Genomic DNA, 24,697 nt, shown 5'->3' with positions numbered 1-24,697 from the left:
CGCGGTCGTCATGGCACGCGCCCTCACTTTTTGACGAACAGGGAAACACCAATGACGACTGACCTCGCAAAATTCGCCAAAGACAACGGCGTGAAATACTTCATGATCTCCTTCACCGATCTCTTTGGCGGGCAGCGCGCCAAACTGGTCCCGGCGCAGGCGATTGCAGATATGCAGGAAGATGGCGCAGGTTTTGCCGGTTTCGCCACATGGCTGGACATGACGCCCGCACATCCCGATATGCTGGCCGTACCGGACCCAGGTTCCGTTATCCAGCTGCCATGGAAGCCAGAAGTTGCCTGGGTCGCGGGCAATTGCGTGATGGAAGACGAGGACGTGGCGCAAGCCCCGCGGAACGTGCTACGCCGCCTGATTGACGAGGCCGCCGACGAAGGGCTGCACGTCAAGACCGGGATCGAGGCGGAGTATTTTCTGCTGACCCCCGAGGGCGACCAGATCAGCGATCCATTCGATACCGCAGAGAAGCCCTGCTATGACCAACAGGCCGTGATGCGGCGCTACGATGTGGTGCGCGAGATTTGCGATTACATGCTCGATCTGGGCTGGGGCCCCTATCAGAACGACCATGAGGATGCGAATGGCCAGTTCGAGATGAACTGGGAATTTGATGACGCATTGCGCACGGCCGACAAACACAGCTTTTTCAAGTTCATGACCAAATCCGTGGCGGAAAAGCACGGGTTCCGCGCCACTTTCATGCCCAAGCCGATCGAAGGGCTGACCGGTAATGGCTGCCACGCGCATATCTCGGTCTGGGACGCGCCGGGCGACAAGGCCAAAGCCAACATCTTTGCGGGCGAAGGCGAAGGCCAGACCGGCGAATTGGGCCTGTCCGAGCGGGGCAAACATTTCCTTGGCGGTATCATGAAGCACGCCAGTGCGTTGGCGGCGATCACCAACCCGACCGTCAACAGCTACAAGCGCATCAACGCGCCGCGCACCATGTCCGGGGCGACCTGGGCCCCCAATACCGTGACCTGGACCGGCAACAACCGCACCCATATGGTGCGCGTCCCCGGCCCCGGTCGGTTCGAGTTGCGCCTGCCCGATGGCGCGGCCAACCCCTATCTGCTGCAGGCCGTGATCATCGCGGCAGGTCTCTCGGGCATTCGCGCCAAAGCGGATCCGGGCAAGCGCTATGACATTGATATGTATGCCGAAGGCCACAAGGTGCGCGGCGCGCCGAAGCTGCCTTTGAACCTGCTCGATGCCCTGCGGGAATATGACAAGGACAAGGGTCTCAAGGCGGCTATGGGCGCGGAATTCAGCGCGGCATATCTGAAAATGAAGATGCAGGAATGGAATTCCTATGTTTCTCACTTCAGTCAGTGGGAACGTGACAACACGCTGGATATCTGATGCCAGACGAGACCTGAAACGTTGCAATGCCAGTGCTGCGATCATCGCGCTGGCATTTCCTTTTAGAGGGGTATGAATATGACAAAACGCGTTGCTGTTTTAGGGGCCGGTCCTTCCGGATTGGCACAATTGCGGGCTTTTCAGTCGGCCCGCGAAAAAGGCGCAGAGATCCCGGAAATCGTCTGTTTCGAAAAACAATCCGACTGGGGCGGGCTTTGGAATTACACATGGCGCACGGGCCTGGATCAATACGGCGAGCCGGTACATGGCTCAATGTACCGCTATCTTTGGTCCAACGGTCCAAAAGAAGGATTGGAATTCGCGGATTATTCCTTTGAGGAACATTTTGGCAAACAGATCGCCAGCTATCCGCCCCGGGCCGTTCTGCTTGATTATATCGAAGGCCGCGTGAATAAAGCGCGTGTTCGTGACTGGATACGCTTTGAAACCGCCGTGAAGGACGTGAGGTTTGACGGTCATAAGTTTCAGGTGACGGTCAGGGACCTGCCGGGCGACCGGCTTTATTGCGAAGCGTTCGACTTCGTCGTCTGCGCCACGGGCCATTTCAGCACGCCAAACGTGCCTTCCTTCGATGGGTTCGACAAATTCCCCGGCCGCGTGCTGCATGCGCATGATTTCCGTGATGCGGTGGAGTTCAACGGGCAGGATATTCTGATCATTGGCACCTCCTACTCGGCAGAAGACATCGGATCGCAATGTTGGAAATACGGCTGCAGGAGCATCACCGTCAGCCATCGCACCGCCGCCATGGGCTATGACTGGCCGGAAAACTGGCAGGAATTGCCCCTGCTGACGCATCTGGATGGACGAACCGCACATTTCAAAGATGGCAGCAGCCGGGATGTGGACGCGATCATTCTGTGTACCGGCTACCAACACCATTTCCCGTTCATGGCCGATGATCTGCGTCTCAAGACGGCCAACAGGTTGGCAACGGCCGACCTTTACAAGGGCGTCGCCTATGTGCCGAACCCCCGGCTATTCTATCTCGGCATGCAGGATCAATGGTTCACCTTCAACATGTTTGACGCACAGGCCTGGTGGGCACGCGACGTGATGCTAGACCGGATCGCCCTGCCAGATACCGCGACCATGGATGCAGATGTTGCCGACAGAATTCGACGCGAAGACGCATTGGAAGACGACTATGCCTGCATCTGGTATCAGGGTGATTACACACAGGAACTGATCGCGGAGACCGATTATCCAAGCTTTGACATCGAAGGTGCTTGCCAGGCCTTCAAGGAATGGAAAGGTCATAAGAAACAAAACATCATGACGTTTCGTGACAATGCCTATACCTCTGTGATTACCGGTACCAAAGCACCGCTGCACCATACGCCCTGGAAAGATGCGCTGGATGACAGTCTGGAAGTCTACCTGAAAAACTGATGCATCTGCTGGTGTTCCAACACGTCGCTGCGAAACCGCCGGCCGCATTTTCAAAACATATCGAAGCGGCCGGTGGTTCGGTTATTTGACGACGATACCATCCCTGATCTGCGCGCCTGCGATGCGCTTTTGGTGATGGGCGGCCAGATGGATGTCTGGCAAGAGCAGGCCAACCCATGGCTGGTATCGGAAAAACGTGCCGTCGCTATTGATCAGGCCAGTTGAGCCTTTGCCCCTGTTCGACCCGAAAGGGCGTCGGTGGCGTCGATTTGCTGACCCAATAGAAATCACCGTCCCATTCCATCACGAACCACCCTTCCCACGCCGCATCGCTGGGCCAGAGGCTTTGGTATTGCTCGCGCCCGCTGTCGACGCGCCACTTGCCGCGTACCGTCCTGATGCCCTGCTGGGCAAACAGAGTCACGCCATCTGCGGCAAAATACTGACGGTATCGAACGCCTTGCCACTTTCCGACAGCCGTATTGCCGGTCAAAAGAGCCGATATTTCATGGGGTTTGAGCTTCACAGCCTGTGCAACGGCGATTGCCGGCAGAAGCGTCAGACAAGAGATTGCGCCCAGTAGATACCGCCGCCTCATGCCCCCGCAACCTGACCGTCATTGACCAAGAGCATCGCTACACGGCGCAATGTTGCCCGCAACCGGTCAATATGGGGGCCTGCATGACCGAGCCCCGCAAGTGTCTTATCCATGATAGCGAGCCAGTTCTCCGCATCTTCCAGGCGAATGGGCACATGTTCATGAATCTGCTTCACGTTCATGTGGCGGTGTTTTTCCATGTAGTATTGCCGCCCCCCCATGAAGCCGGACATGAAATTGAACTGCTCAACGCGCGTATGCGCTAGCCCGTGCCCTTCCATATGCAGGAACCGCAACTGCGCGCCTTCCGGCAAGCTCTCCACGAGATCATAAAATCGCTCCACCAATTCATGCAACGCGGGCTCGCCGCCAATTTGTTCCAAAACAGAGCCGGTCATGATCGCGGTCGTTCTTTCTTGGGGTCGTAATGCGCGAAGGGCACTATGCGCGCGGGCAGCCGTTTCTGGTGACCGTCCAGTTTGCCCACCTCAAGTTCGGTACCGATATCCGCATGGGCCACATCCACGCGCGCAAGGGCAATGTTCTTGCCCAATAGCGGCGAGCGCATGGAGGATGTCACCTCGCCGATCTGGGCCCGTCCCACATGCAGACAATCACCGTGACCGACGGTCACATTGCTGTCGATATCAAGACCGACCAGTTTGCGCGCCGGATGTTGCTTGCGCCGGATCAGGGCCTCCCGGCCGATGAAATCATCCTCCTTGGATTTAAGCGGTACGGTGAAACCAATCCCGGCCTCGAAAGGGTCGGTCTGATCTGAGAAATCATAACCCGCAAAGATCAGCCCGGCCTCGATCCGCACCATGTCGAGCGCTTCGAGGCCCATGGGTCTGAGACCATGGTTCCGGCCAGCCTCCCAGATCGCATCAAAGATTTCATCGGCATGCTTGGGATGACACATCACCTCGTAGCCCAGCTCGCCGGTATAGCCTGTACGCGAGACCACAAAGGGTGTGCCGCTTTCATCGTTCAGGCGCGCTGGCGTAAAGCGGAACCATCCCAACTGGTCAAATTCGGGATTATGCGGCGCGGTCCAGACGATCTTGCGCAGCAGATCGCGGCTTTCCGGGCCCTGCACGGCCACATTGTGCAACTGATCGCTGGACGAGCGCACCAGAACGCTCAAACCCAACTTCTGCGCCTGCTCCCTGATCCATTCACCGCCGTAGTCGTTGCCACCGATCCAACGGAAATTATCCTTGCCCAGACGGAAAACCGTGCCGTCGTCGATCATGCCGCCGTGTTCGTAACACATGGCCGTGTAGACAACGCCACCCACGGCCAACGTCTTCATATTGCGCGTGAAAATGTACTGGCAGAGCGCTTCCGCGTCGGGGCCGGTGATTTCGAATTTACGCAGCGGCGACAAATCCATGATAACCGCTTGTTTTCGGCATGCCCAATATTCCTCGATCGGCCCTGCCTCGGCGAAACAATTGGCCAGCCAATATCCGTTGTATTCAACGAAATTGCGCGTGTGCTGGGCAAAGCTGTCATGAAAACCGGTTTGTTTTGTCATTTTTGGTTCCGCATCAGGAGTGGGCCGATAGGCAACCGACCGTTGGAATTTCTCTTCACCAGAATAGGTGCGCACGTGGATATCGGTGGGATTCCAGCCATTGGCCGCCGTTGTATCGTCGGGACAGGCGGAGGAGACGCAGACGATATCCGTCAGCGCCCGCAGCAAAACGTAATCCCCCGGACGCGACCAGGGCTCGTCTGAATACATCACCCCGTGTTCATCCAGAAAGGTGTTGAAAAAGAAATTGATCGCCATCCAGCCCGGTCGTCCCGACACGTTAAACTTGGCCAGCGCCGCGTTGAAGTTTTCCGAGCAATTCACATGCCCCGGATAGCCGATGTCATCGTAGTATTTGGCAGAGCACGCCAGCGCGAAAGCATCATGACGCCCGCAGGTATCCTGCACGACCTCAACCAGCGGCACCATCTCCTGATCGTAGTACTTTGCGTGAAGGCCGGGCATGGGATAGGCATGCCCCATCAAGGTCCGCGTGGTGGTGACGTCTAATGCATGCTCGACCCCCTTGTCGAGCTTGCGCGCGGAAAAACATTCAAAATCAGTACATTGTCGCCCATCCACGTCAATGATCTGGATGTAATCACCGGCTTTTACAAAATAGGCCTCGGCAGTCTGGGTGTGGATGCGGATGTCACTGACGGGATCAGCCAGCGGGTCGGGCAGTTCAAATCGCGCGGTCGATTTGATCACCGCACGGGTCAACCAGAGCGTCAGGGGTGTCACCGTGTCCTGGCTCTGCGCGTTCATCATCCCGGTCGGGTTCAGATGAGGTGCCGCGACAATGATCAAGCCCTCCCGGGTGGCGGTAAATTCCTGCTTGGTGCCCGCAGGCGTGCCACTGTCAAAGACATTCAGAGCGGTGCTCTTTACCAGATCAATACCGCGCGCTTCCACGCCCATTCGCAAACCGCGCAAGGATTGGTCGGACCCTGACAACAGGGCCATCAGGCCAACAGGCTTGCCATTTGCTGGCGCGTTCAACAATCCGGTATCTGCTTTGCCTTGAGGACCGGCACAAACGATCTCGCAAGGCTGCCCGCCTTCGGTATTTTCAACGCAAATCCTGTCACCGGCTTCGACCCGCACCAGAACGGCACCGCCACCCTCGACGACGTAGCGTTCTGTGCCCGGCGGCAGGCTGAAGACACGCGGTCGAATGATGCGGCTTGGCTTGGGCGGGCCCGGCACCACTTTGGGGTACATGTCATCCAGCATCCGTCTCTCTCTCCCGCGACTCAGCACGTTGCATCTGTGGAATAATTATTTAACCATAAGAATAACCAAGGTCTCCAATTCTCGCAAGGATAACGCAACCGATCTGATTTTGTGGGCGACATAAGCACATTTTGCTCTGCCAGCCGTGCGCATAACAACCCTCACTTCCCTGGGATCGACAAACACCCGGCACTCTGGGCGTGACGCCGACAATCGCCGCTGGTAAAGGCATGACACCATTTAGGAATTTCACATGACCGCTTTGAGCCTTGGATTGATCGCTGCCCTCAGCTGGGGCATCCACGACGTGACCATCCGCAAGATCAGCCAAACCGCACCATTGATGGCAACTTTGCTGGGGGTGCTGCTCACCGGCGCGGTATTTCAGATAGGGGTCATGTTGGTGACCGATGGGTTCACCGCCCTGCCCTCACAAGCCATCTATCTGTCAATCGCGGCGGGTGTTGCCTTCCTGATCGCCAGCACCTCTCTTTACGGTGCTTTTCATCGCGGCCCGGTACGCATCGTCGCCCCCGTTATCGGCAGCTACCCGATTCTCTCGGTCGGCTGGGCCGCACTTGGCGGAGCGACGGTAACCCTCTTCCAATGGCTGGCTGTTTTCGCGGTTGTGGCCGGGATCGCCATCGTGTCGGTGTTCTCCGATGATACAGAAACCCAATATCCGCCAAAGCTCCCAACGATTCTGCTGTCAATTGCAGCCGCATTCGGCTTCTTTTCGACATTTGCTCTCGGCCACGAAGCGGCACGGATCGCGGATGATTTACCCTCCATCCTGATCACGCGTGTCACCAGCATTTTGCTGTTGCTACCGGTCTTTCCAATCCTGTCGCTACCATTCTGGCCGGGGCGCAGCGCGGTACCATTCATCGCCGTCATGGGTATTCTGGATGGCATTGCCCTGCTGTGCGTTCTCTCAGCCGGTAGCCTGCCTTCGCCTCAATACGCGGCTGTTGCGTCTTCGGTTTTTGGCATGGTCACGGTCATTTTAGCCTGGGCGCTGCTACGCGAACGCCTGACATCCGCCCAGTGGATTGGCTGCGCCGTAGCCTTTGCGGGGATTGGTTATCTGGCCCTCTGAGGTCAGGCGAACTTCATCAACGCGGGATCTTTTCGCGCCCGCGCCTGTGATGGCGACGTGCCGAATTCCGCCTTGACGGCGCGCGACATCGTGTTGGTCGATCCGAAACCGGTGACCACGGCAATCTCTGCAAGCGGCAGCAGAGTTTCCTCTACAAGGGCCCAGGCCTGCCGGGTGCGGAGCTGTTTATAAAACCGCGCGGGCGATTGGTTGAACGTGTCGCGGAAGAGGCGTTCGACCTGACGGGTCGAGAGGCCGACCTTCTGTGTCAAGGAAACCATGCACAAAGGTTCGGAAATTGTCTCCTCCATCAGTTCAATGATCCCCGCTATCCGACTGTTGAACATACTATTATTGCCCGAGATACTCTTGGGCTGCGCGGCATTGCTTTTGCGAATGGAGGGTAATAACAACCGGCTGGACAGCTCCGCGATCTGCCGGGTTTCGAATGACGACGAAATCAATCCGATCAACAGCTCAGACGTCGACCCTGATCCCGCCGCCGTAATGATCCCGTCGGAACTCTCCGCCAGATTATCCGTCAGCGAAGGATGGTATCCGGTTTCGCGCAGGCTGGCCGCATCACGCCAATGGGTGGTTACCTTGCCGGAAGGCGCATTTGTCGCCTGAATATAGGCCGTCGCCGCATCGGAAAGCGCCACAATGGTCAAGGCTTTTCGCTGCATCTGACGGGCTCGGCCCAGCCATGGTTTCGCCGACCGGCACGCCCCTCCCAGCACAATCATCACATCGGAAAACCCATGGTTATCAATGGCCGGAGCGGCGCGCAGCATGAAGCCGCCCGACCCATTCACAAGCCCTGGCACATCCGAGGTGCAGCGCCAGGTGAACATCTCCCGCCCCACAACCTCATTTGCGATCGCTAGCGTATGGGTGACGCTGGTCGCTTCATGCGCGCAAAATCCTGCAGAGATGAAAATCTCGAAGCTGACCTGCCCATTGCCCTTCGACAGCGGTTGCCGGATGGCACGGGTCGGTTGGAAATCTGTTTCAAAACGTGCCATGAGCTACTCCATCCATCCTGCCGCAATCTGCCGTTGGTGCGCCACCGTCGCATTGCGCATCAATATGGCGACTGTCACCGGGCCAACGCCACCCGGTACCGGTGTGATCCAGCCGGCAATCTCGCGCACCGCATCCGTATCCACATCTCCGACGATACGCCGCGTGCCATCTGAGCCTTCAATCTGGTTGATGCCGATGTCAATGACCACGGCACCCGGTTTGATCATATCCGGCCCCAGAAAATGCGGGATGCCAACAGCTACAACCACTACATCCGCCCGCCTTGAATGCAGCGCGACAGACCGCGTCATGTGATGGCAAACCGTCACCGTCGCGCCTTCGGCCATCAACATCATCGCGGCCGGTTTACCGACAATTTCCGAATGTCCGATCACCACAATTTCAAGCCCCTGCAGGTCAAGACCGGTGGATTTGATCAACTCGACACTGGCAGCAGCCGTACACGGGGCCAGTGCGACATCGGAATAGACAATGTTGCCAATTGATGCGGGATTCATACCCTCCACATCCTTCAGCGGGTGAATGGCCGATTGCAGCGATCTGATATTGAGATGCTCTGGCACGGGTCTTTGCAATATGATCCCAAGCACTGACGGGTCATCATTCATGCTTTGAATGAGCTGCTTGGCCTCATCCTGCCCGATTTCGCCATTCCAGACCTGTTGGTCAAAAGGCAATCCGGCCAGTGCGGCTGCGCGCGCCTGGTTTCGGACGTAGATGGCGACAGACGGATTATGCCCAATCGAGACCGATACAAGTTTCCCAATGCCGGACTGCTGCGTCCGGTAGGCAACGCATTCATCAAGTATCTTCGCAGCAATCTCTTGCCCGACCAGATCGCCGTGTGCCCTTGCTGAATCTTTCATTGCCTTTAGTCCCACTTCCCGCACACAGGTTGACCCCACCACAGATTTCCCGCGCATACCCTGCGAGATATTTTCCTTAAATTCAATATATATTCCTTAAAATTAAACATCACGATGGCGATTTCCCGCTGTTGGCACAGCATTCGGCATCGAAAATCATGGCAAGCAATCAGTTAGTCGAACTGCTCGACCAGGACCTGTAGCCCCACCTTTTTCCGCCCCATCACCACAGATGTCCGGAAACGACGCACATTCGAATCCTCGAAAAACAACCGTTTTGTAAGCTCTTCAAAATCGGCCATATCAGATGCCGTGCAGATCAAGCAGAAATCAGCCTCGCCGGTCAGATAGTAGCATTGCTGAACCATCGGCTCATCCCGCGCGCGCTTGCAAAACGCATCTATTTGATCGAGGCGTTCGCGCTCCAGCTCCACCATAACAACAAAGGTCATTCCGGTTCCGACCTTGGCAGGATCAATCAAAGCAATGTCACCCGTCAGAATTTTCCGGTCCCGCAATGATTTGATCCGGCGCTGCACAGTTGCTGGCGACAACCCGGTCTGGCCCGCAAGTGCATCCAGCGATTGCCGCGCGTTGCGCTGCAACAGATTCAAAAGCGTCGCATCGGCGGCGTCTATAGTTTCTCTCACCAGAAGCCCTCATTTGCAAAATATTTTCATTATACTGGTTTTTTTGCCGATGCAGAGTCAACAAATGGAGATATGTATGACGCATGATAACAGAAATACAGCCGCTTCACGCTGCGCACCCTCGCGAACTTCTTGCTGCCTGCCCCGCCTATGCGGCGTCGCCTCTGACGCATCATCAGCTGGAGGGGCGCAACCTCTGGATCAAAGATGAAACAGGGCGCATGGGCCTTGGCGCATTCAAAGCCCTGGGCGGCGTTTACGCTGTTGCACGGCTCATAGAGCATCACATCGGGCACAAAATTGCGCCCGCAGATTACATATCCGATCAGGTCCGCGACAAGGCCGCAGCGCTCACTTTCGTCTGCGCCAGCGCAGGTAATCACGGTTTGGCGGTCGCGGCCGGCTCCAGGATATTCGGCGCGGGGTGCCGCATTCATCTGGCAGCGACGGTTCCGGAAGGTTTCGCCGGGAGGCTACGAGACAAAGGGGCAGAGGTTGTACGCTCCGGCGCGACCTATGAGGAAAGTGTGGCAGCCGCTATCGAGGACGCCGAGCGCTCCGGTGCCATTCATCTGGCCGATGGCTCCTGGCCGGGATACACCGAACCGCCCCGGCTGGTGATGGAGGGCTACACGGTGCTGGCCGAAGAGATGCGCACTGAGTTCCAGTCGACCGGCGCATGGCCCTCACATGTCTATTTGCAGGCAGGTGTCGGAGGGCTTGCGGCAGCCGTAGCCTACATGATCCGCGAAACATGGGATCAGCAACCTCAAATCGTCGTGGTCGAACCCGATGCAGCCCCGTGCCTCAAGCGCAGCGCGCAAGCCGGCAAAGTGGTGACCGTGGAGGGGCCGGTCTCCACCATGGGTCGGCTGGACTGCAAGGCGCCTTCGATGCTGGCACTAAATATTCTGGCAAAGGTCGCAGACCGTTTCGAGATCGTAACGGATGCGCAGGCCATGGCGGGCGTGGAAGCTGCGCGCAAGCTGGGTTATGAAAGCACGCCATCTGGTGCTGCTGGTCTGGGCGCACTGCTTCTTGAAAAAGACCCGCCAGAAAATCCGCTGATCATTCTGTCCGAAGGTGCGGTTGATCATGTCTGATGCGGAATTGCAGTCCTTTCGGCGGGATTTGCACGCGCACCCGGAAACCGGTTTTGACCTCAAAAGGACATCCGACAAGATCGCTAATCGGCTGAAAGACGCGGGGCTTGAGGTCAGCCAGGGTGTGGGCGGTATTGGCATCGTGGCCAGTCTTCGGCGCGGTCCCGAGGAGACGGCGATCGGGCTGCGGGCAGATATGGATGCGTTGCCGATCACCGAAGCGAACGAATTTGCCCATCGCTCGACCCAAGAGGGTAAATTCCATGGATGCGGGCACGACGGGCACAGCACGATGTTGCTGGGGGCTGCATTGAAGCTGGCCCAGTCCAGCGCGCTGACGCGAACCGTCCATTTCGTCTTCCAACCCGACGAGGAAAACGGCAGGGGCGCCATGGCAATGATCGACGATGGGCTGTTCGAACGTTTTCCCATGTCTGCGATCTACGGTCTTCACAACATGCCCGGCATGCCAGTTGGGCATTTTGCGACGCAACCCGGCCCGTTCTGCGCCTTCGAGGATAATTTCGAAATCCGCATCGCCGGCAAGGGCGGTCATGCATCCATGCCAGAGGTCGGTGTCGATCCGATTGTGGTCGGTGCCGCCATCGTCGGGCAATTGCAAACCATCGTTGCGAGGTCAGTCGCCGCCACGGAGCACTGCGTGGTTTCTGTCACCGGGTTTGAAACAGATGGTGCGCGCAACATTCTAGCCAGCAACGTTGTGCTGACCGGCGACTGCCGCGGGTTTGATGCATCGGTTTCGCAATTGATCAAAGCCCGAATGTCGCAGATCACCAACGGCATCTGCGCCGCACAGGGAGCGACGGCAGAGATTGATTACGGGACCTCTTTTCGCCCGCTTGTCAACTCCCCGGCAGAGACGCAGACCGCTGCAATGGCCGCAGCCTCAACGGGCCAGATTGATGCCAGCTATGGACGCGTCGGTTTCTCGGAAGACTTCGCTGAGTTTCTGTCGCATCGGCCTGGCGCTTTCATGTTGATGGGCAATGGCACCGAAGGAGCCCATGCGATGCCGCTGCACAATCCTGGCTATGACTTTAATGATGGTGCCATTGATACAGGCGTCCGCTACTGGGAGGCCCTCGCTCTCAGCGGTTAGCACCTTTGAACGGTCAGGCATCCTCAGTGGCAACCATCATTATGCCACCCTGACCCAACGCTCCGGCAAAGATAACAGTTGGCGCCACAACATCGCATTTGCAGGCTTCAACCGCTTCTGGCTGCATATGATCCGCGTGGATTCATCGCGCGCCGACACCTCAGGTCAGCCTCAAATAGCCTCTTCCGAGATTTCTGCCTGCTCAAGAGCTTCGCGTATCGCTGTTCCCAGCGCCTCGCGGGTAAAGGGCTTTGCAATCAACACCTCCCGGGAGATGTCCAACCCATGGCCTGCCGACACCTCTGGCGCATAACCGGAGACGAAAATAACCGGGATATCGGGCTGCGTGCTGCGTAGCGAATTGATAAGTTGCGGCCCACTTGTTCCACCGGGCAGAATCACATCACAGACAACAACATCAAAGTGCTTGCCCGATTTCAGAAAGCGATGGAATTCGTCGGCATCCGCAACGCCATCCACATTGTACCCCAGCGACATGAGAATCCGCGTCGTCACACGCCGCACAATATCATTGTCCTCTACCAGCAGGACATTCTGCCCGGTGCGCTTCGAGGAAACACCCGATGGCGCAGGCGTCGCAGCCTGCCTTTCAAGCGGCCTCATGTGACGGGGTAAAAACAGCCGCACACTTGTCCCATGACCAGAGCGCGATCTCAGAGACAGAAAACCGCCGGATTGACGCGCAAATCCATAGATGGTCGAGAGGCCCAGCCCACTGCCCTCACCCGTTGCCTTGGTGGTATAAAACGGCTCCATCGCGTGGGTCTGGACATCTTCGCTCATGCCAAACCCTGTGTCTGTGACCGACACCGTTGCGTATTCGCCGGTGATGGCACCTGGGTTTTGCGCAACATCATACGTGTCAATCCGTCTGTTTTCGCAGGTGATCACCAGACGCCCGCCTTTTGGCATCGCATCGCGCGCATTGATGGCAAGGTTCAGAATGGCATCTTCAACGCGGCCCGGGTCAGCAAAGGCGGGCCAAAGGTCTTCCGGGACCTGGATATCCACGGCAATGGCAGCCCCTAATGCGCGTTGCAACATGTCTCGCAGACCTCGGGCCAAATCACCCAAGTGCACTGGCTGCGCATGCAGGGGTTGCTTACGCGCATAGGCCAGCAAACTCGCGGTCAGATCAGCCCCCCGGGAGGTGGCATGCAAGATGTCATCTGCGAGGTCATCTTCGAAATTTCCGTTCATTTTCATGAATTCCGTTGATCCCTGTACGATCGCCAGAAGGTTGTTGAAATCATGCGCGATGCCGCCCGTCAATTTGCCCAGAGCTTCCATTTTCTGAGCCTGCCGCAGATGCCGTTCCGCCATCTTGATATTGGTCACATCCTGAAGCGTTGAGACGATCTGCCCGTTGACCCCCCGCACATTGCCCGAAGGTTCACCGATCTCGCGCAACGTGCGCATCTGGCCATCAGCGCGCTGGATCGAGAACTCGATATCATATGCCAACTGCTCTTCTTCGGCGCGCGTTATCGCGTTGATGTACCGCGTCCTGTCATCCTCTGCCACAAAATCAATTGCCTGCGCGCGGGTCATGACCCAGCCCGAGGTTTCGCCATCGGCTATGCCATAGATTTTCGAGATGTTATCGGATTGGTAGGTCGCCGACTGCTGATTGGCCCGCCACACCAGAACACCCAGATCCATCATGCGCTGCGCATGGCTGAGATGCGCCTGATTGGCCTTGAGCGTTTCCATGGCGTTTATGATTTGCGTCACGTCCTTTGATGCGCCGCGGTAACCCGCGAAATTGCCCTTTTCGTCAAAGACCGGATGGGCTGTGCAAGACAGATAACAAGTTCCCAATCGCGGGCATTCATGGTTATGCACAAAATCCACAAGCTCTTCATGCGCTTGAGTGGCCTTGTAGTAGGTCTGCCACAACGCCGGATTCTGCTCTAAAGATGCGCGGAATACCTCGTCCGGACGCTTTCCAAGAAACGCCTCCTGAGGGGCGCCCGTAATCTGTTCACATCTGTCAGAAATAAAGCAGAACCTTTGGTCGGCATCCAATTCCCAAAACAGATCCGTGGTGATCTTGGCAATATCCGACAACCGCTGATCGCGGTCCTTGATTGCCGCCTCACTTTGCTTTTGTTGGCTGATGTCCATCATCACGCCGACGACGCCCATGCCACTGCTCTGACTATTCTTGAAGGGCGCCTTGTGCACGACATACTCCAGCGGGTTGCCCTCTGGGTCAGTCAGCGACAGCTCATATTCATAAACGCGATCCGTTTCGCGTGCCCTGGCGTCGGTGTTGTTGCAGATTTCAGCGACTTCTGCCGGCACGAAGTCGTCAATACGATGTCCAGCGAGGCGTGTTTTCTCCACCCCGATGAATTTTGCGAAAGCATCATTTGCATCCAGATACCGCCCGCGATTGTCCTTGTAGAAAACGGGCGCCGGAATGGCCTGCAGGAAGGATTGCAAGACCACGATCTGATCCCGCAGGGCAACCTCTGCCCGCTTGCGCTCCTCCACTTCGCGCTGCAATTCAGCGTTTGCATGCTCCAGCGCGGAGGCACGTTCGGCCATGCCGGTCTCAAGCCGAGTGGCCCGATCCGACAATTCACGCCACTTCATGGCGCGTTCGGTAATATCCTGTTCGGTAACTGAAATGACGGGCTCCCCGCCAACGGGATCGCGCCCGCGTCGCGCCAGCACCGCATGAACGCGCACCGAGCCGTTACAGACCACCTCAAGGTCCGCTTCAAAGCTGAGGTCTTTCTCAATAGCCGCGACGATCCGGGACGCGACAGTCTTGTCAGCAAAATACTCGGACAGGGATTTTCCCTGTGCGCGGTTCAATTCATGTTTGCGGCAATAAGCAACGGATGCGGGGTTTTGTGCCAGAATGGCCCCGTTCAGCGAATAAAGACTGACCAGTGAGGTCGTATACCGCGACGCCTCCAGCAATCTGAGCGTTCCCGGTTCCGATGATAAATCCAGCTCCCTGAGCGCGGTGATCTTCAATGCCCTGATGCCGCCTTTCACAGCAAAAGGGCGCAAGTTCAACACCACGGTGATCGGCATATCATTAGGGTGAAGCGTCCAGGTTTCCTGCGTGCCTTCGGCCCTGCCATTTTCATAGATTTCAGCCAGCCTTGTGCGGATCACTTGGCTGTCCGTCGAAAAATCGCGATCCAGAATATCTCTGACAGACGTCGCGCGCCAAATGGGCAAACTGGCTTCATTTGCCCAGATAATACGGTGCTGATCGATATCAAAGACCCATGTCGGCACGGGGCCGTTTGGATCAAGCGCCTCGTTCAGAAATTGGGAGTCGAAGGATTCTGAGTTAATATTCAATGGCCTGTCTCCCTCTCAAAGCCGGTCCTGATGCTACGGAGACGTCAATTCTGATCTCGTGATCAATATAGTGCAACTTCAGGTTGTCCAAAGTCAATGCGGCGACGGACGCATGTCTAGAATTCCGTCAAGAAACGATAAGAATTTCAGAGGTCCCAGCACGTGTTTTGGCACCACCTCCCTCCAACGCCGTATGTTCCGCAGAATATGAAAATCGCTGAAACAGATCAGATTTGAAAGGGCTTGAACCCGGAAAATTCGACACCGCTAATCCTGTGCTTAGCAGCAGTCGGCGTACTTGTTCCAGCGAAACGGGTCGAGGAGCGCTTTAGCCGCTCACCGCCACGTAGATTGCATAGAGAGATGTGGTTGCCGTGATAAACAGACGATTTCGCTTCGGCCCGCCGAAACACAGATTGGCGACAACTTCCGGCACAAGAATTTCGCCCAGCAGCACTCCCTGAGGGTCATAGCAACTCACCCCGCGCCCGGTACTTGTCCAGAGGTTGTCATGAACATCCACGCGAAACCCGTCCGACACGCCATGCTCAATCTCGGCAAAAACCTCACCACCTGTCAACCGGTCACCATCCAGATCAAAAACGCGGATGTGATGCGGGCCATCCTCTGCGTGGCTCAGCCCGGTGTCCGATACATAAAGACGGCTTTCGTCGCGTGAAAAGGCCAACCCATTGGGCTTGTCGAAATCCAGCGCCACAGGCGTTGGCGTGCCGCCGACCTCCACACGGTAAACGTAGCATCCGTCCTGTTCCTGATCGGCCCTTTTGCCTTCATAGTCGCTCAGAATGCCGTAGGGCGGATCGGTGAACCAGATTGAGCCGTCGGATTTCACCACAACATCATTGGGCGAATTCAGCCGTTTTCCGGCGTGCGCGCTGGCCAGGACGGTCACCGCGCCGGAATGCTCGCGCCGGGTCACACAGCGCGTCAGATGTTCACAGGAAATCAGACGTCCCTGCGCATCAATGGTATGCCCATTGCAGTTATTGGCGTCGTGATCAAAAACGCGGCTCCCCAGCCCTTCTGCCAATTGCCAGACCTTGTTGTTGGGAATGTCGGACCACAGCAGATAGTCGCCTTGCGCAAAATACGCAGGCCCTTCCGTCCAGAGCATGCCGCCCGCCAGTTTTTTCAATTCCGCATTGGGCAGGATCAGGTCGCGAAATCTCGGGTCGTGAACGAGCACGTTGTTTGTCATAAGGTGTCCGCAGGGCTTTTGCCCGCCAGTCTGCCAGCAGATCAGGACCGCCAGATACCGGGTGTGCCCGTGCATCCTGTTCGCATCGGCGAATGCTGCCTTGCGGACATCCGCAGAAAAATCTGCCCAAATGTGCAAGTGCTGGCTCAAAGTCGAGCTTGGCGCAGCAAGGGCAATGCCCTAGCCTTTGCGCAAAGGACCACCCCATGCGCGCACCGGAAGCCATCAGACTTGAGCACTACCTGGCCATTTCGCGGGCAATTGGCGGCGAGCTTGATTTCCAGAAGGTACTCAACCGTATTGCAGGTGCGGTGAAATCCAAACTGCTGGACTATGATCACATGGATGTGGCGGTGATCCTGCCGAACGACAAATCCATGCATATTGCCATTGAAACCGGGGTAAAAACCTTCTGGGGTCAGAATGGGAAACACCAGCAAAACGCCCTCTCCCCGATCCGCCAGATGCTGAATGGCGAGGTGGATGTGCTGACGACCGGCGATGCCTGGGAGGATTCGCGTTTTCATTTCGACGGGTCCTTCGATGCCCCGATATTCGAGGCCAACCTGCGCAGCCGTATCCATGTGTCTCTGAACGTGCATGGCGAATTGCTGGGTGCGCTCAACATCTCCTCGCATTCGAAAAATGCCTATACTGCGCAGGATGTGGACACCGCCCGCAACATTGCGGATCTGATTTCGCCTTACATCTACGCGCTCAACATGAGCGAACAGGCCCGTCTGGCGGCACTCGCCGAAGGAGCCGCGCGCGGGCGTGAACAGTCGCTGCGCGTCGGGGCCCAGAAACTGACCGAAGCCATGGAGGCCGAACGCCAGCGCCTTGGCATGGAATTGCACGATCAGACATTGGCCGATCTCTCCGCGATCTATCACCGGGTGGAGAAGCTCAGCGATGATAGTCATCCCAAAGCGCAGGAGCTGCGACAGGTGTCCGCGGCCATTTCACGGTGCACGCGCGAATTGCGCGGGATCATCGAGAACGCCAAACCGGGTGTTCTGGACCTGTTTGGCCTGACGCAAGCCATCGAGGCACAGCTCAAACGCTCCACCCAAGGCCTCGACCGCGAGATTGCGACGGATGTGACCGACACGACGGCGGATTTTCTCGATCAGGGGGCGTACCGCATCCGGCTGGCGGTCTTTCGCATCGTGCAGGAGGCGGTCACAAATGCGGTCAAACACTCCGAATGCCACCGGATTAGCGTGGCGCTATCCCGGCAGGACGCGGCGATCCGCATCACCGTCACCAATGACGGCATTGAACCTCCCGAGGGCTGGCGCCGCTCGAACCGGGGTGTGAACAATGTCAGGGTGCGTGCGGCATTGATCGGGGCGGATATCGCTTTTGAACGCACTCCGCAAAACGTCGGCAGCCAGACCATTCTGACCATCCCCTTGTCGGTTTTTGACGATCAGAATGCCGAAGACCCGGAAGGTGATCTTTCGGCCCGGATGCGTCATCTTGCGGGCGCCGACGAAAACCCGTCACGGCTGGAGGACACCGGATGAACATTCTCATTGCCGAAGACGACCCGTTTCACCGCACGTTTCTGTCCAATACCGTGCGCAGCGCCCTGCCCGATTGCGACACCCTGCTGGAAGCCGTGGATGGCACCGAAGCCGTCGATCTGGTCATGCAAAACGATGTGCATGGGGTTGTGATGGATTTGCAGATGCCTAACGCCAGCGGGATCGCGGCGGCCTCGTCGATCTGGGCGAAATACCCTGAAATGCGCATCCTTTTCTGGTCGAATTATTCGGATGAAGCTTACGTACGTGGCATATCGCGGATTGTGCCCAAGGAAGCGGTCTACGGCTATCTGCTCAAAACCGCGTCAGAGCATCGCCTTGGCCTCGCCGTTTTGGGAGTTTTCCAGGAAGATCAATGCATTATCGACCGCGAAATCAGGGGCGTGCAGCAGCGCACCCAGGACATTCATGAGGGGCTGTCGAATACCGAATTCGAGGTCTTGCTGGATATCGCGCTTGGCATGACGGACAAATCCATCGCAGCGCGGCGCGGGATTTCGACCCGCTCGGTGCAGAGTCGGCTGAAACAGCTCTATGAGAAGCTTGGAATTGATCCGACTATTGTGGATGAGGACATTGGCCCCACCTTCAATTCCCGGACACGCGCCGTTGCCATCGCGCTGTCACGCGGGCTGCTGAACCTCGAAGGTATGTCCGTTGCCGAAGACCAGTTGAGCATCTGGCTGGACAGTAAAAACCGCTATGACAGCTGAATTTGCGGGTATCCGCAGCCACGCTTGTAGAGATGCGCAACCGTTCCGACGCAGACACGGGTTTCGCAAAACATGCATTTTCATAACGTCATTAGAAAATGCAAACCAAAAACCATTCGCGGGCGTCCGGGGGATGTCTTGCACCGAATGGATGTCGACGGGAGGAAGACATGAAGATCAATACCATTGGAAAACTGTGCATTCTGGCAACGGTGGGTAGCATGGCGACAACATCCGCGATTGCCGACACCTCCGGCAAACGGATCGCGCTGTCCAACAATTATGCGGGCAATTCCTGGCGGCAGGCGATGCTGACAAGCTGGGACAAGGTTGGCAGCGCTGCTGTTGCCGATGGGGTGGTTGCAGCGGCGGATGCTTTCACAACGGCCGAAAATCAGGTGACGGAGCAGGCCGCGCAAATCCAGAACCTGATCCTGCAAGGCTATGATGCCATCGTGATCAATGCCGCCTCGCCCGAAGGGCTGAACGGCGCAGTCAAGGAGGCCTGCGATGCGGGCGTTGTGGTCGTCTCCTTTGACGGTATCGTGACGGAACCCTGCGCCTACCGCATCGCTGTCGATTTCAAGCAGATGGGCAAGGTGCAGGTTGAATATCTGGCCGACCGGCTGTCTGATGGCGGCAACCTGCTGGAAATTCGCGGTCTGGCCGGTGTCTTTGTCGACGATGAAATCTCTGCCGGGATTCACGCGGGCGTCGAAGAGAATGCGCAGTTTGAAATTCAGGGTTCGGTACATGGTGACTGGGCGCAGGATGTCGCGCAAAAGGCGGTCGCTGGAATTCTGCCGAGCCTGCCGGAGATCAAGGCCGTCGTGACCCAGGGCGGTGACGGTTATGGTGCGGCACAGGCGTTCAAAGCCGCCGGACGCCCAACCCCGATCATCGTCATGGGCAATCGTCACGATGAGCTGACATGGTGGAAGGAGCAAAAGGACGCCAGCGGTTACGAAACCATGTCCGTGTCCATCGCACCGGGTGTCTCCACACTGGCGTTCTGGGTGGCGCAACAGGTTCTTGATGGCAATTCCGTCCCGCAGGATCTGACCGTGCCTTTCCTCGAAATCACGCAGGACACGCTCGAAGAAAGCCTCGCCAATACGCAAGCGGGTGGTGTGGCGAATGTCGAATATACGCTGGACGACTCGATTGCGGTGATCACCGGAAACTAATCCGAAACTTGCAGACCGATCAGATGAGTGACCCAGACCGGCAAGGCCATCTCCCCCTTGTCAGAATGCGCGGTGTCGAAAAGAGTTTCGGCGCCGCGCGTGCGCTCACGGGCGTGGATTTTGATGCCGCGCGTGGGTGTTGCGTGGGTCTGGTAGGCCACAACGGAGCCGGAAAATCGACGCTGATGAATGTGCTCGCGGGTGTGGTATCCCCCGATCAGGGGGAAATCTTGATCAACGGTGCGTTGCTTGATGCCACGTATGATCCGGCGCGCGCAGCAGAACAGGGTGTCAGGGTCGTTTTTCAGGAACTGTCGTTGTGTCCCAATCTGACCGTTGCGGAAAACCTGCGGATTTTTCACCCCTCAATCAAAGGGATCGGCTGGCGCAAGACCGCGCGGCAGGTCATTCTGGCAGAACTTGACCGCATCTTTCCCGGCCATGGCATTTCACCGGACGCCGAAGTGGGCACGCTCTCGATCGCGCGGCGCCAAATGGTGGAGATTGCGCGCGCCTTTTCAAACGTCAATTCCCGCATCGAACTTGTGATCCTGGATGAGCCGACCTCCTCGCTGGACCAGAACTCCGCCGCACAACTGGTGGCCTTTGTGCGCGGTTTTGTGGCCAAGGGCGGCACCGTGATCCTGATTTCGCATCTGCTGGGTGAAATTCTGGATGCCACCGACCAGATTGTCGTGATGAAGGACGGTGCCACCGCCGCCGTTGATGCAACGCGCCATTTCGACCGGCCACGCCTGGTGCGCGAAATGGGCGATGTACTTGCGGAAAACAACGCTTTCGGGGGGCGCAAGAGCACTCGGCGCGACGGCCCTGCGCTGGTGAGCGGGCCCGAAGAGAATGACCAGTATCTACAACTCTATCCCGGTGAAATCATCGGATTTGCAGGGCTGAGCGGACATGGTCAAACCGATATGCTGGTGCGTATCTTCGAAGCGTCACAAGGCGCGCGCGGCAAAATCACGGCCACTGAAAAGGCGGTCTTCGTCGCCGGAGATCGGCAAACTGACGGGGTGTTCCCGCTGTGGTCGATCACGCAGAATATCTTTGTCGGCTCACTCACGCGCCTGACCAAAGGCCTCTCGCTGGATTTCGGTCAGGCCGAAGAGGAAGCACAGGACTGGCAAAAACGCCTTTCGGTACGCACGCCGGACATGGCCAACAACATTCTGTCCCTGTCAGGTGGCAATCAACAAAAAGCGCTTTTTGCCCGTGCACTGGGTGCGGATGCCCGTATCGTTTTGATGGATGATCCCATGCGCGGCGTCGATGTGGGCACCAAACAGGAGGTTTACGAAATCCTGACCCAAGAGGCCGCAAACGGGCGCGCGTTGATCTGGTACACCACCGAGACCGATGAGCTGAAACATTGCGACCGCGTCTATGTATTCCGTGAAGGCCGGATCGTGGCGGAGCTTTCCGGCGAGATGCTGTCGGAGGAAAATATCCTCAGCCATTCCTTTGAAAAGGATACCGCCTGACATGACCCGGCTGCTGAGCCCAAATCTTCTGCGCACGCTTCTGCCCGGCCTGTCGCTTGCGGCCCTGTTGCTCGCGATCTTCTACCTGCAACCCCGCACGATGAGCTATTTTGGCCTGAACCTTCTGCTCAACCTCGCCGTGCCCATCGCACTGGCGACAATTGCGCAGATGTTCATCCTTTGTGTGAATGACCTCGATCTGTCACTGGGGGCTTTCATTTCCTTGACGGCCTGTATCACCGCAACCTGGCTGAACACGACCCCACTGCTGGGCGTTCTGGCGCTACTGGCCTGTATCGTCGCCTATGGGGCGCTGGGGGCGCTTATCCATCTGCGCAACCTGCCGTCCATCGTCGTCACGCTGGGCATGTCCTTTGTCTGGACCGGAATCGCGGTTCTGGTGCTGCCGACCCCCGGAGGGGCCGCACCGGGCTGGATCCGCACGCTGATGACGTTGAAACCGGCGCTGGTACCCTTCCCGATCATCGCATTGGTGGTCATCGGGCTTGTCGTGCACGTGGGTCTGATGCGCTCTGCCGCGGGTGTGGTGCTGCGCGGGGCGGGTGGCAACGCCAAATCGGTGGCGCGGGCGGGCTGGTCGCTGTTGCGGGTCAAGGTCACGATGTTTTCGCTCGCAGGGCTCTTTGGCGTACTGTCGGGCATGGCGCTGGTGGGGTTGACCACTTCCGCTGACGCCAATATTGCGCTGCGCTATACGCTGTTGTCCATTGCGGGCGGCATTTTGGGCGGCGGCGAGTTCGTGGGCGGGCGTGTTTCACCGATCGGGGCGGTCATCGGGGCCATAACACTGGCGCTCGCCGGGTCTTTCCTGAGCTTCCTCAGGCTCAACCCGGATTGGCAGATCGGCGCGCAAGGCGCCATCCTGATCCTCGTTCTGGCCTTGCGGCTGCTGATCAGCGCCCGGGAGGTGCGCAGATGAGCCCATTGACCTCCCTGCCCCAAAAGCCCTGGATCTGGGCATGGATCGGCGCAATCTTGATGTGGCTGATCATCATGAGTGTCTCCGGCATTGTCGCGGGCGGTCAGGTGATGTCCGCCGCTGCCTCCTTCGGGACGTTCTTCGTTATCGTCGCCATCGGGCAGATGTTTGTCATCACGCTGGGGCCGGGAAATGTCGATCTGTCGATCCCCGCCTGCATCACGCTGTCGGCCACGCTGGCAATGAAATTCATGAACGGCGATCCAAACCTGCTGCTGCCGGGTTTTCTGATCTCGCTGAGTGTCGGGCTGGTGATCGGTACACTGAATTTCCTGCTGATCCTGCTTTTGCGCATCCCCCCCATCATCGCGACGCTGTCCGCTTCGTTCCTCTACCAATCCACTGCGATCTGGTCGAACCGCGGTCTCAGGGTTAAACCCCCCGAAGTTCTGGGCGATTTCGCGGTCAGTAAAATTCTGGGTGTCCCGATCCTGACGATTGTGGTTCTGATCCTGAGCGTCGCAATGGCCTTTACCTTGCACCGCACACGGTTTGGTTTGTCCGTGCTGGCCGTGGGGCAAAACCAGAAAGCCGCCAAACTGGCAGGCATCCGCGTCGAACGCGTGCGGTTTCTGACCTATCTGATGTATGCGGTGCTGGCCGCCATCTGCGGCTTTTTTCTGGCCGGGTTTTCGGGTGGCGCCGCCCTGAATATGGGCGAGCAATACCTGCTCATGTCCATCGCAGTGGTCGTCATTGGAGGAACCTCCGTGGCTGGTGGCGATGCCAATCTGACAGGCTTGTGGGGGGCATCGCTTTTCATATTCCTTCTGGTTTCGATGCTCAACACCCTGGGTTTGTCAGCCGGATACAGGTTGATCGTCACCGGCGCGATCATTGTCGGCATCATCGCTATTTCAGGCAGGAAATCCGCGATCTGATAAAGGTCTCGCGGCCTGAACACAGATTCTGACCCGCAATCAAAAGGGTTGCTTTTCAAGTCTGTCGCGCCTTGATCCGTTCCATGTGCACTTGACGAAAGTGAGCATCCGCCTCAGGTGAGCCATCGTGTAGGGAGCCGAACCATTTGTCCAAGGGCACATTGCTTTCTCCGAAGTTCACGTTGTGAAAACGATGGTGCAGATAATGCATGTAGCGATCATTGCGCAAAGCCATCTCGTCCCCAAAAACGATCTCGTCAAAGCCCGAATGGCTGACCGCAGGGCCAAGGCTGGTCTGAAAGGCGTTGAACATCATATGCAGCGGGTGACTGGGCACGACGAAATGAATTAGAATGCAGCTGAAGTACAAAAGGTGCTCGACCGGATGCATGGCCATGCCCGACCACGGCCCCACATTGACGTTCTTGTGGTGCAGGTAATGTACCCAATCGTAAAGCGGTTTCCAGTGGATCAGACGATGTATCCAGTAGAAGTGGAAATTGCGCCAGAAGGGCACCGCCAGCATCAGCAGGCAAAAGTACACGGGGTTGGTGTCAAAACTGACAAAGGGCAGTATGTCGTTGGCATAAGCCCACCACATCAGACATTCATATCCGCTCCAGAATAGCACGCCCGAATATGACCAGAAGACGTTGTCATAAACCTGATTGTTGAACAGAAACGTCGGGTTGTTCGTCGACATCCAGTTGGCGTTGTATTTCTTCTTGCGCCCTTGCATCCGGAACCTGATGAACCACAGATGGAATACGCCATTCCACAGGGTCAGAATAACCGCATTGCGCAGGACGATTTCGAGCACCCAGCCAATGGACCATGACCGCATTACCGCGAATTCAGGCGTGAAAAACGCATAGGAAACACCGATGATGCCCATGTAGAGCGCAAACCACGGGTACAGCATGCCCGGAAATCCGAACATCCAGCGCAGCAGCCCCCGGATATCCGAAGGCCGATCCAGGAGAGGTTCAAGAAAAACCGGCCGTCCGGAGCGCCATTCGCCGCGCCGGTCCCGCATCTGTCCATGTTCGTCAATCGTTGCCTTCGACTTGGCCATGACGAATTCCCCCTCGCCGCGGTTGCACCCCAAGAGTATTCTTGGCCTCTGACCCCGTCAATAACTTTCGAAAGATCATCAAATATACGATTATATACTCATCATTCGATTGATATTGAACTCCACGCATGACCCGTTATCCTGCACCAAATCTCAAAAGGAAATGATCGCGC

21 protein-coding genes are annotated in these 24,697 nt (G+C 57.2%); 12 read left to right on the top strand and 9 right to left on the bottom strand.

Annotated features, from left to right (window positions below; all coding sequences use genetic code 11):
* The first annotated feature begins 51 nt into the window (after positions 1 to 51).
* The 3 genes from glnT to Q0802_RS10865 all read left to right on the top strand — a co-directional run bounded on the left by glnT (position 52) and on the right by Q0802_RS10865 (position 3,018).
* Positions 52 to 1,380: a type III glutamate--ammonia ligase gene (gene glnT, locus Q0802_RS10875; protein WP_298917751.1), complete on the top strand. Its 1,329-nt coding sequence runs from the start codon at positions 52 to 54 to the stop codon at positions 1,378 to 1,380.
* A 78-nt stretch (positions 1,381 to 1,458) separates the two neighbouring features.
* Positions 1,459 to 2,793 (top strand): NAD(P)/FAD-dependent oxidoreductase, encoded by a 1,335-nt coding sequence (locus Q0802_RS10870; RefSeq protein WP_298917748.1) that lies wholly within the window; start codon positions 1,459 to 1,461, stop codon positions 2,791 to 2,793.
* Between the two features lie 72 nt (positions 2,794 to 2,865).
* On the top strand, positions 2,866 to 3,018 hold the full coding sequence (locus Q0802_RS10865; protein ID WP_298917746.1) for a hypothetical protein: 153 nt from the start codon (positions 2,866 to 2,868) through the stop codon (positions 3,016 to 3,018).
* Here the strand turns inward: Q0802_RS10865 and Q0802_RS10860 are convergent.
* From Q0802_RS10860 to Q0802_RS10850, 3 genes are read right to left on the bottom strand one after another with little or no spacing between them, the layout of a single operon-like run.
* Complete coding sequence (locus Q0802_RS10860; protein ID WP_298917744.1) at positions 2,999 to 3,391, bottom strand: hypothetical protein; 393 nt, start codon at positions 3,389 to 3,391, stop codon at positions 2,999 to 3,001. The two genes, Q0802_RS10865 and Q0802_RS10860, sit on opposite strands and share 20 nt — an antisense overlap.
* Entirely contained in the window at positions 3,388 to 3,789 is a 402-nt protein-coding gene (locus Q0802_RS10855; protein ID WP_298917742.1) for a group II truncated hemoglobin, read from the bottom strand. Before Q0802_RS10855 ends, Q0802_RS10860 begins: the two co-directional genes overlap by 4 nt.
* Entirely contained in the window at positions 3,786 to 6,167 is a 2,382-nt protein-coding gene (locus Q0802_RS10850) for an aminomethyltransferase family protein (protein WP_298917739.1), read from the bottom strand. Before Q0802_RS10850 ends, Q0802_RS10855 begins: the two co-directional genes overlap by 4 nt.
* A gap of 253 nt (positions 6,168 to 6,420) precedes the next feature.
* On the opposite strand from Q0802_RS10850, the gene Q0802_RS10845 reads away from it, so the two are divergent.
* The gene (locus tag Q0802_RS10845; RefSeq protein WP_298917737.1) at positions 6,421 to 7,266 is read left to right on the top strand and encodes a DMT family transporter; all 846 of its coding nucleotides are present in this window, start codon (positions 6,421 to 6,423) and stop codon (positions 7,264 to 7,266) included.
* A 2-nt stretch (positions 7,267 to 7,268) separates the two neighbouring features.
* Here Q0802_RS10845 and Q0802_RS10840 read toward each other — a convergent pair whose 3' ends face one another.
* The 3 genes from Q0802_RS10840 to Q0802_RS10830 all read right to left on the bottom strand — a co-directional run bounded on the left by Q0802_RS10840 (position 7,269) and on the right by Q0802_RS10830 (position 9,829).
* Positions 7,269 to 8,291: a helix-turn-helix domain-containing protein gene (locus Q0802_RS10840; protein WP_298917730.1), complete on the bottom strand. Its 1,023-nt coding sequence runs from the start codon at positions 8,289 to 8,291 to the stop codon at positions 7,269 to 7,271.
* A 3-nt stretch (positions 8,292 to 8,294) separates the two neighbouring features.
* On the bottom strand, positions 8,295 to 9,179 hold the full coding sequence (locus Q0802_RS10835; protein ID WP_298917727.1) for a bifunctional 5,10-methylenetetrahydrofolate dehydrogenase/5,10-methenyltetrahydrofolate cyclohydrolase: 885 nt from the start codon (positions 9,177 to 9,179) through the stop codon (positions 8,295 to 8,297).
* Between the two features lie 173 nt (positions 9,180 to 9,352).
* Positions 9,353 to 9,829, bottom strand: coding sequence for an Lrp/AsnC family transcriptional regulator (locus Q0802_RS10830; protein WP_298917723.1), 477 nt, complete (start codon positions 9,827 to 9,829; stop codon positions 9,353 to 9,355).
* Between the two features lie 83 nt (positions 9,830 to 9,912).
* Between Q0802_RS10830 and Q0802_RS10825 the strand changes: the two genes are divergently transcribed.
* Together Q0802_RS10825 and Q0802_RS10820 are read left to right on the top strand one after the other, a co-directional pair.
* On the top strand, positions 9,913 to 10,932 hold the full coding sequence (locus Q0802_RS10825; RefSeq protein WP_298917721.1) for a pyridoxal-phosphate dependent enzyme: 1,020 nt from the start codon (positions 9,913 to 9,915) through the stop codon (positions 10,930 to 10,932).
* The gene (locus tag Q0802_RS10820) at positions 10,925 to 12,052 is read left to right on the top strand and encodes an amidohydrolase (protein WP_298917719.1); all 1,128 of its coding nucleotides are present in this window, start codon (positions 10,925 to 10,927) and stop codon (positions 12,050 to 12,052) included. Before Q0802_RS10825 ends, Q0802_RS10820 begins: the two co-directional genes overlap by 8 nt.
* Before the next feature lie 171 nt (positions 12,053 to 12,223).
* Here the strand turns inward: Q0802_RS10820 and Q0802_RS10815 are convergent, their stop codons facing one another.
* Both Q0802_RS10815 and Q0802_RS10810 read right to left on the bottom strand, forming a co-directional pair.
* Positions 12,224 to 15,400 (bottom strand): PAS domain-containing protein, encoded by a 3,177-nt coding sequence (locus Q0802_RS10815; protein ID WP_298917717.1) that lies wholly within the window; start codon positions 15,398 to 15,400, stop codon positions 12,224 to 12,226.
* Between the two features lie 328 nt (positions 15,401 to 15,728).
* Entirely contained in the window at positions 15,729 to 16,619 is an 891-nt protein-coding gene (locus Q0802_RS10810) for an SMP-30/gluconolactonase/LRE family protein (RefSeq protein WP_298917715.1), read from the bottom strand.
* A gap of 206 nt (positions 16,620 to 16,825) precedes the next feature.
* Between Q0802_RS10810 and Q0802_RS10805 the strand changes: the two genes are divergently transcribed.
* The 6 genes from Q0802_RS10805 (at position 16,826) to Q0802_RS10780 (ending at position 23,449) form a co-directional block, all read left to right on the top strand.
* Complete coding sequence (locus Q0802_RS10805; RefSeq protein ID WP_298917713.1) at positions 16,826 to 18,148, top strand: ATP-binding protein; 1,323 nt, start codon at positions 16,826 to 16,828, stop codon at positions 18,146 to 18,148.
* The gene (locus tag Q0802_RS10800) at positions 18,145 to 18,882 is read left to right on the top strand and encodes a response regulator transcription factor (protein WP_298917711.1); all 738 of its coding nucleotides are present in this window, start codon (positions 18,145 to 18,147) and stop codon (positions 18,880 to 18,882) included. The genes Q0802_RS10805 and Q0802_RS10800 overlap by 4 nt, the downstream gene beginning before the upstream one ends.
* A 170-nt stretch (positions 18,883 to 19,052) precedes the next feature.
* On the top strand, positions 19,053 to 20,069 hold the full coding sequence (locus tag Q0802_RS10795; RefSeq protein ID WP_298917709.1) for an ABC transporter substrate-binding protein: 1,017 nt from the start codon (positions 19,053 to 19,055) through the stop codon (positions 20,067 to 20,069).
* Positions 20,070 to 20,092: 23 nt separating this feature from the next.
* A complete protein-coding gene (locus Q0802_RS10790) occupies positions 20,093 to 21,568 on the top strand; it encodes a sugar ABC transporter ATP-binding protein (RefSeq protein WP_298917707.1) in 1,476 nt (491 codons plus the stop codon).
* Between the two features lies 1 nt (position 21,569).
* On the top strand, positions 21,570 to 22,508 hold the full coding sequence (locus tag Q0802_RS10785; RefSeq protein ID WP_298917705.1) for an ABC transporter permease: 939 nt from the start codon (positions 21,570 to 21,572) through the stop codon (positions 22,506 to 22,508).
* Positions 22,505 to 23,449 (top strand): ABC transporter permease, encoded by a 945-nt coding sequence (locus Q0802_RS10780; RefSeq protein WP_298917703.1) that lies wholly within the window; start codon positions 22,505 to 22,507, stop codon positions 23,447 to 23,449. The genes Q0802_RS10785 and Q0802_RS10780 overlap by 4 nt, the downstream gene beginning before the upstream one ends.
* Positions 23,450 to 23,504: 55 nt before the next feature.
* On the opposite strand, the gene Q0802_RS10775 is transcribed toward Q0802_RS10780, so the two are convergent.
* On the bottom strand, positions 23,505 to 24,524 hold the full coding sequence (locus Q0802_RS10775) for a sterol desaturase family protein (protein ID WP_298917700.1): 1,020 nt from the start codon (positions 24,522 to 24,524) through the stop codon (positions 23,505 to 23,507).
* Positions 24,525 to 24,697: the final 173 nt, after the last annotated feature.

Source organism: uncultured Roseobacter sp. (assembly GCF_947495275.1).
Classification (GTDB): domain Bacteria; phylum Pseudomonadota; class Alphaproteobacteria; order Rhodobacterales; family Rhodobacteraceae; genus Roseobacter.
The sequence above is the reverse complement of the archived record's forward strand: the minus strand, read 5'-3'. Positions and strand labels throughout refer to the sequence as shown.

Excerpts from the sequence above, each read along its gene's own strand:
- Q0802_RS10855 (WP_298917742.1), bottom strand. The coding sequence starts at position 3,789 with ATGACCGGCTCTGTTTTGGAACAAATTGGCGGCGAGCCCGCGTTGCAT.
- Q0802_RS10860 (WP_298917744.1), bottom strand. The coding sequence starts at position 3,391 with ATGAGGCGGCGGTATCTACTGGGCGCAATCTCTTGTCTGACGCTTCTG.
- Q0802_RS10850 (WP_298917739.1), bottom strand. The coding sequence starts at position 6,167 with ATGCTGGATGACATGTACCCCAAAGTGGTGCCGGGCCCGCCCAAGCCA.
- Q0802_RS10870 (WP_298917748.1), top strand. The coding sequence starts at position 1,459 with ATGACAAAACGCGTTGCTGTTTTAGGGGCCGGTCCTTCCGGATTGGCA.
- Q0802_RS10800 (WP_298917711.1), top strand. The coding sequence starts at position 18,145 with ATGAACATTCTCATTGCCGAAGACGACCCGTTTCACCGCACGTTTCTG.
- Q0802_RS10795 (WP_298917709.1), top strand. The coding sequence starts at position 19,053 with ATGAAGATCAATACCATTGGAAAACTGTGCATTCTGGCAACGGTGGGT.
- Q0802_RS10835 (WP_298917727.1), bottom strand. The coding sequence starts at position 9,179 with ATGAAAGATTCAGCAAGGGCACACGGCGATCTGGTCGGGCAAGAGATT.
- glnT (WP_298917751.1), top strand. The coding sequence starts at position 52 with ATGACGACTGACCTCGCAAAATTCGCCAAAGACAACGGCGTGAAATAC.
- Q0802_RS10840 (WP_298917730.1), bottom strand. The coding sequence starts at position 8,291 with ATGGCACGTTTTGAAACAGATTTCCAACCGACCCGTGCCATCCGGCAA.
- Q0802_RS10780 (WP_298917703.1), top strand. The coding sequence starts at position 22,505 with ATGAGCCCATTGACCTCCCTGCCCCAAAAGCCCTGGATCTGGGCATGG.
- Q0802_RS10790 (WP_298917707.1), top strand. The coding sequence starts at position 20,093 with ATGAGTGACCCAGACCGGCAAGGCCATCTCCCCCTTGTCAGAATGCGC.
- Q0802_RS10805 (WP_298917713.1), top strand. The coding sequence starts at position 16,826 with ATGCGCGCACCGGAAGCCATCAGACTTGAGCACTACCTGGCCATTTCG.
- Q0802_RS10845 (WP_298917737.1), top strand. The coding sequence starts at position 6,421 with ATGACCGCTTTGAGCCTTGGATTGATCGCTGCCCTCAGCTGGGGCATC.
- Q0802_RS10785 (WP_298917705.1), top strand. The coding sequence starts at position 21,570 with ATGACCCGGCTGCTGAGCCCAAATCTTCTGCGCACGCTTCTGCCCGGC.
- Q0802_RS10820 (WP_298917719.1), top strand. The coding sequence starts at position 10,925 with ATGTCTGATGCGGAATTGCAGTCCTTTCGGCGGGATTTGCACGCGCAC.
- Q0802_RS10825 (WP_298917721.1), top strand. The coding sequence starts at position 9,913 with ATGATAACAGAAATACAGCCGCTTCACGCTGCGCACCCTCGCGAACTT.
- Q0802_RS10810 (WP_298917715.1), bottom strand. The coding sequence starts at position 16,619 with ATGACAAACAACGTGCTCGTTCACGACCCGAGATTTCGCGACCTGATC.
- Q0802_RS10775 (WP_298917700.1), bottom strand. The coding sequence starts at position 24,524 with ATGGCCAAGTCGAAGGCAACGATTGACGAACATGGACAGATGCGGGAC.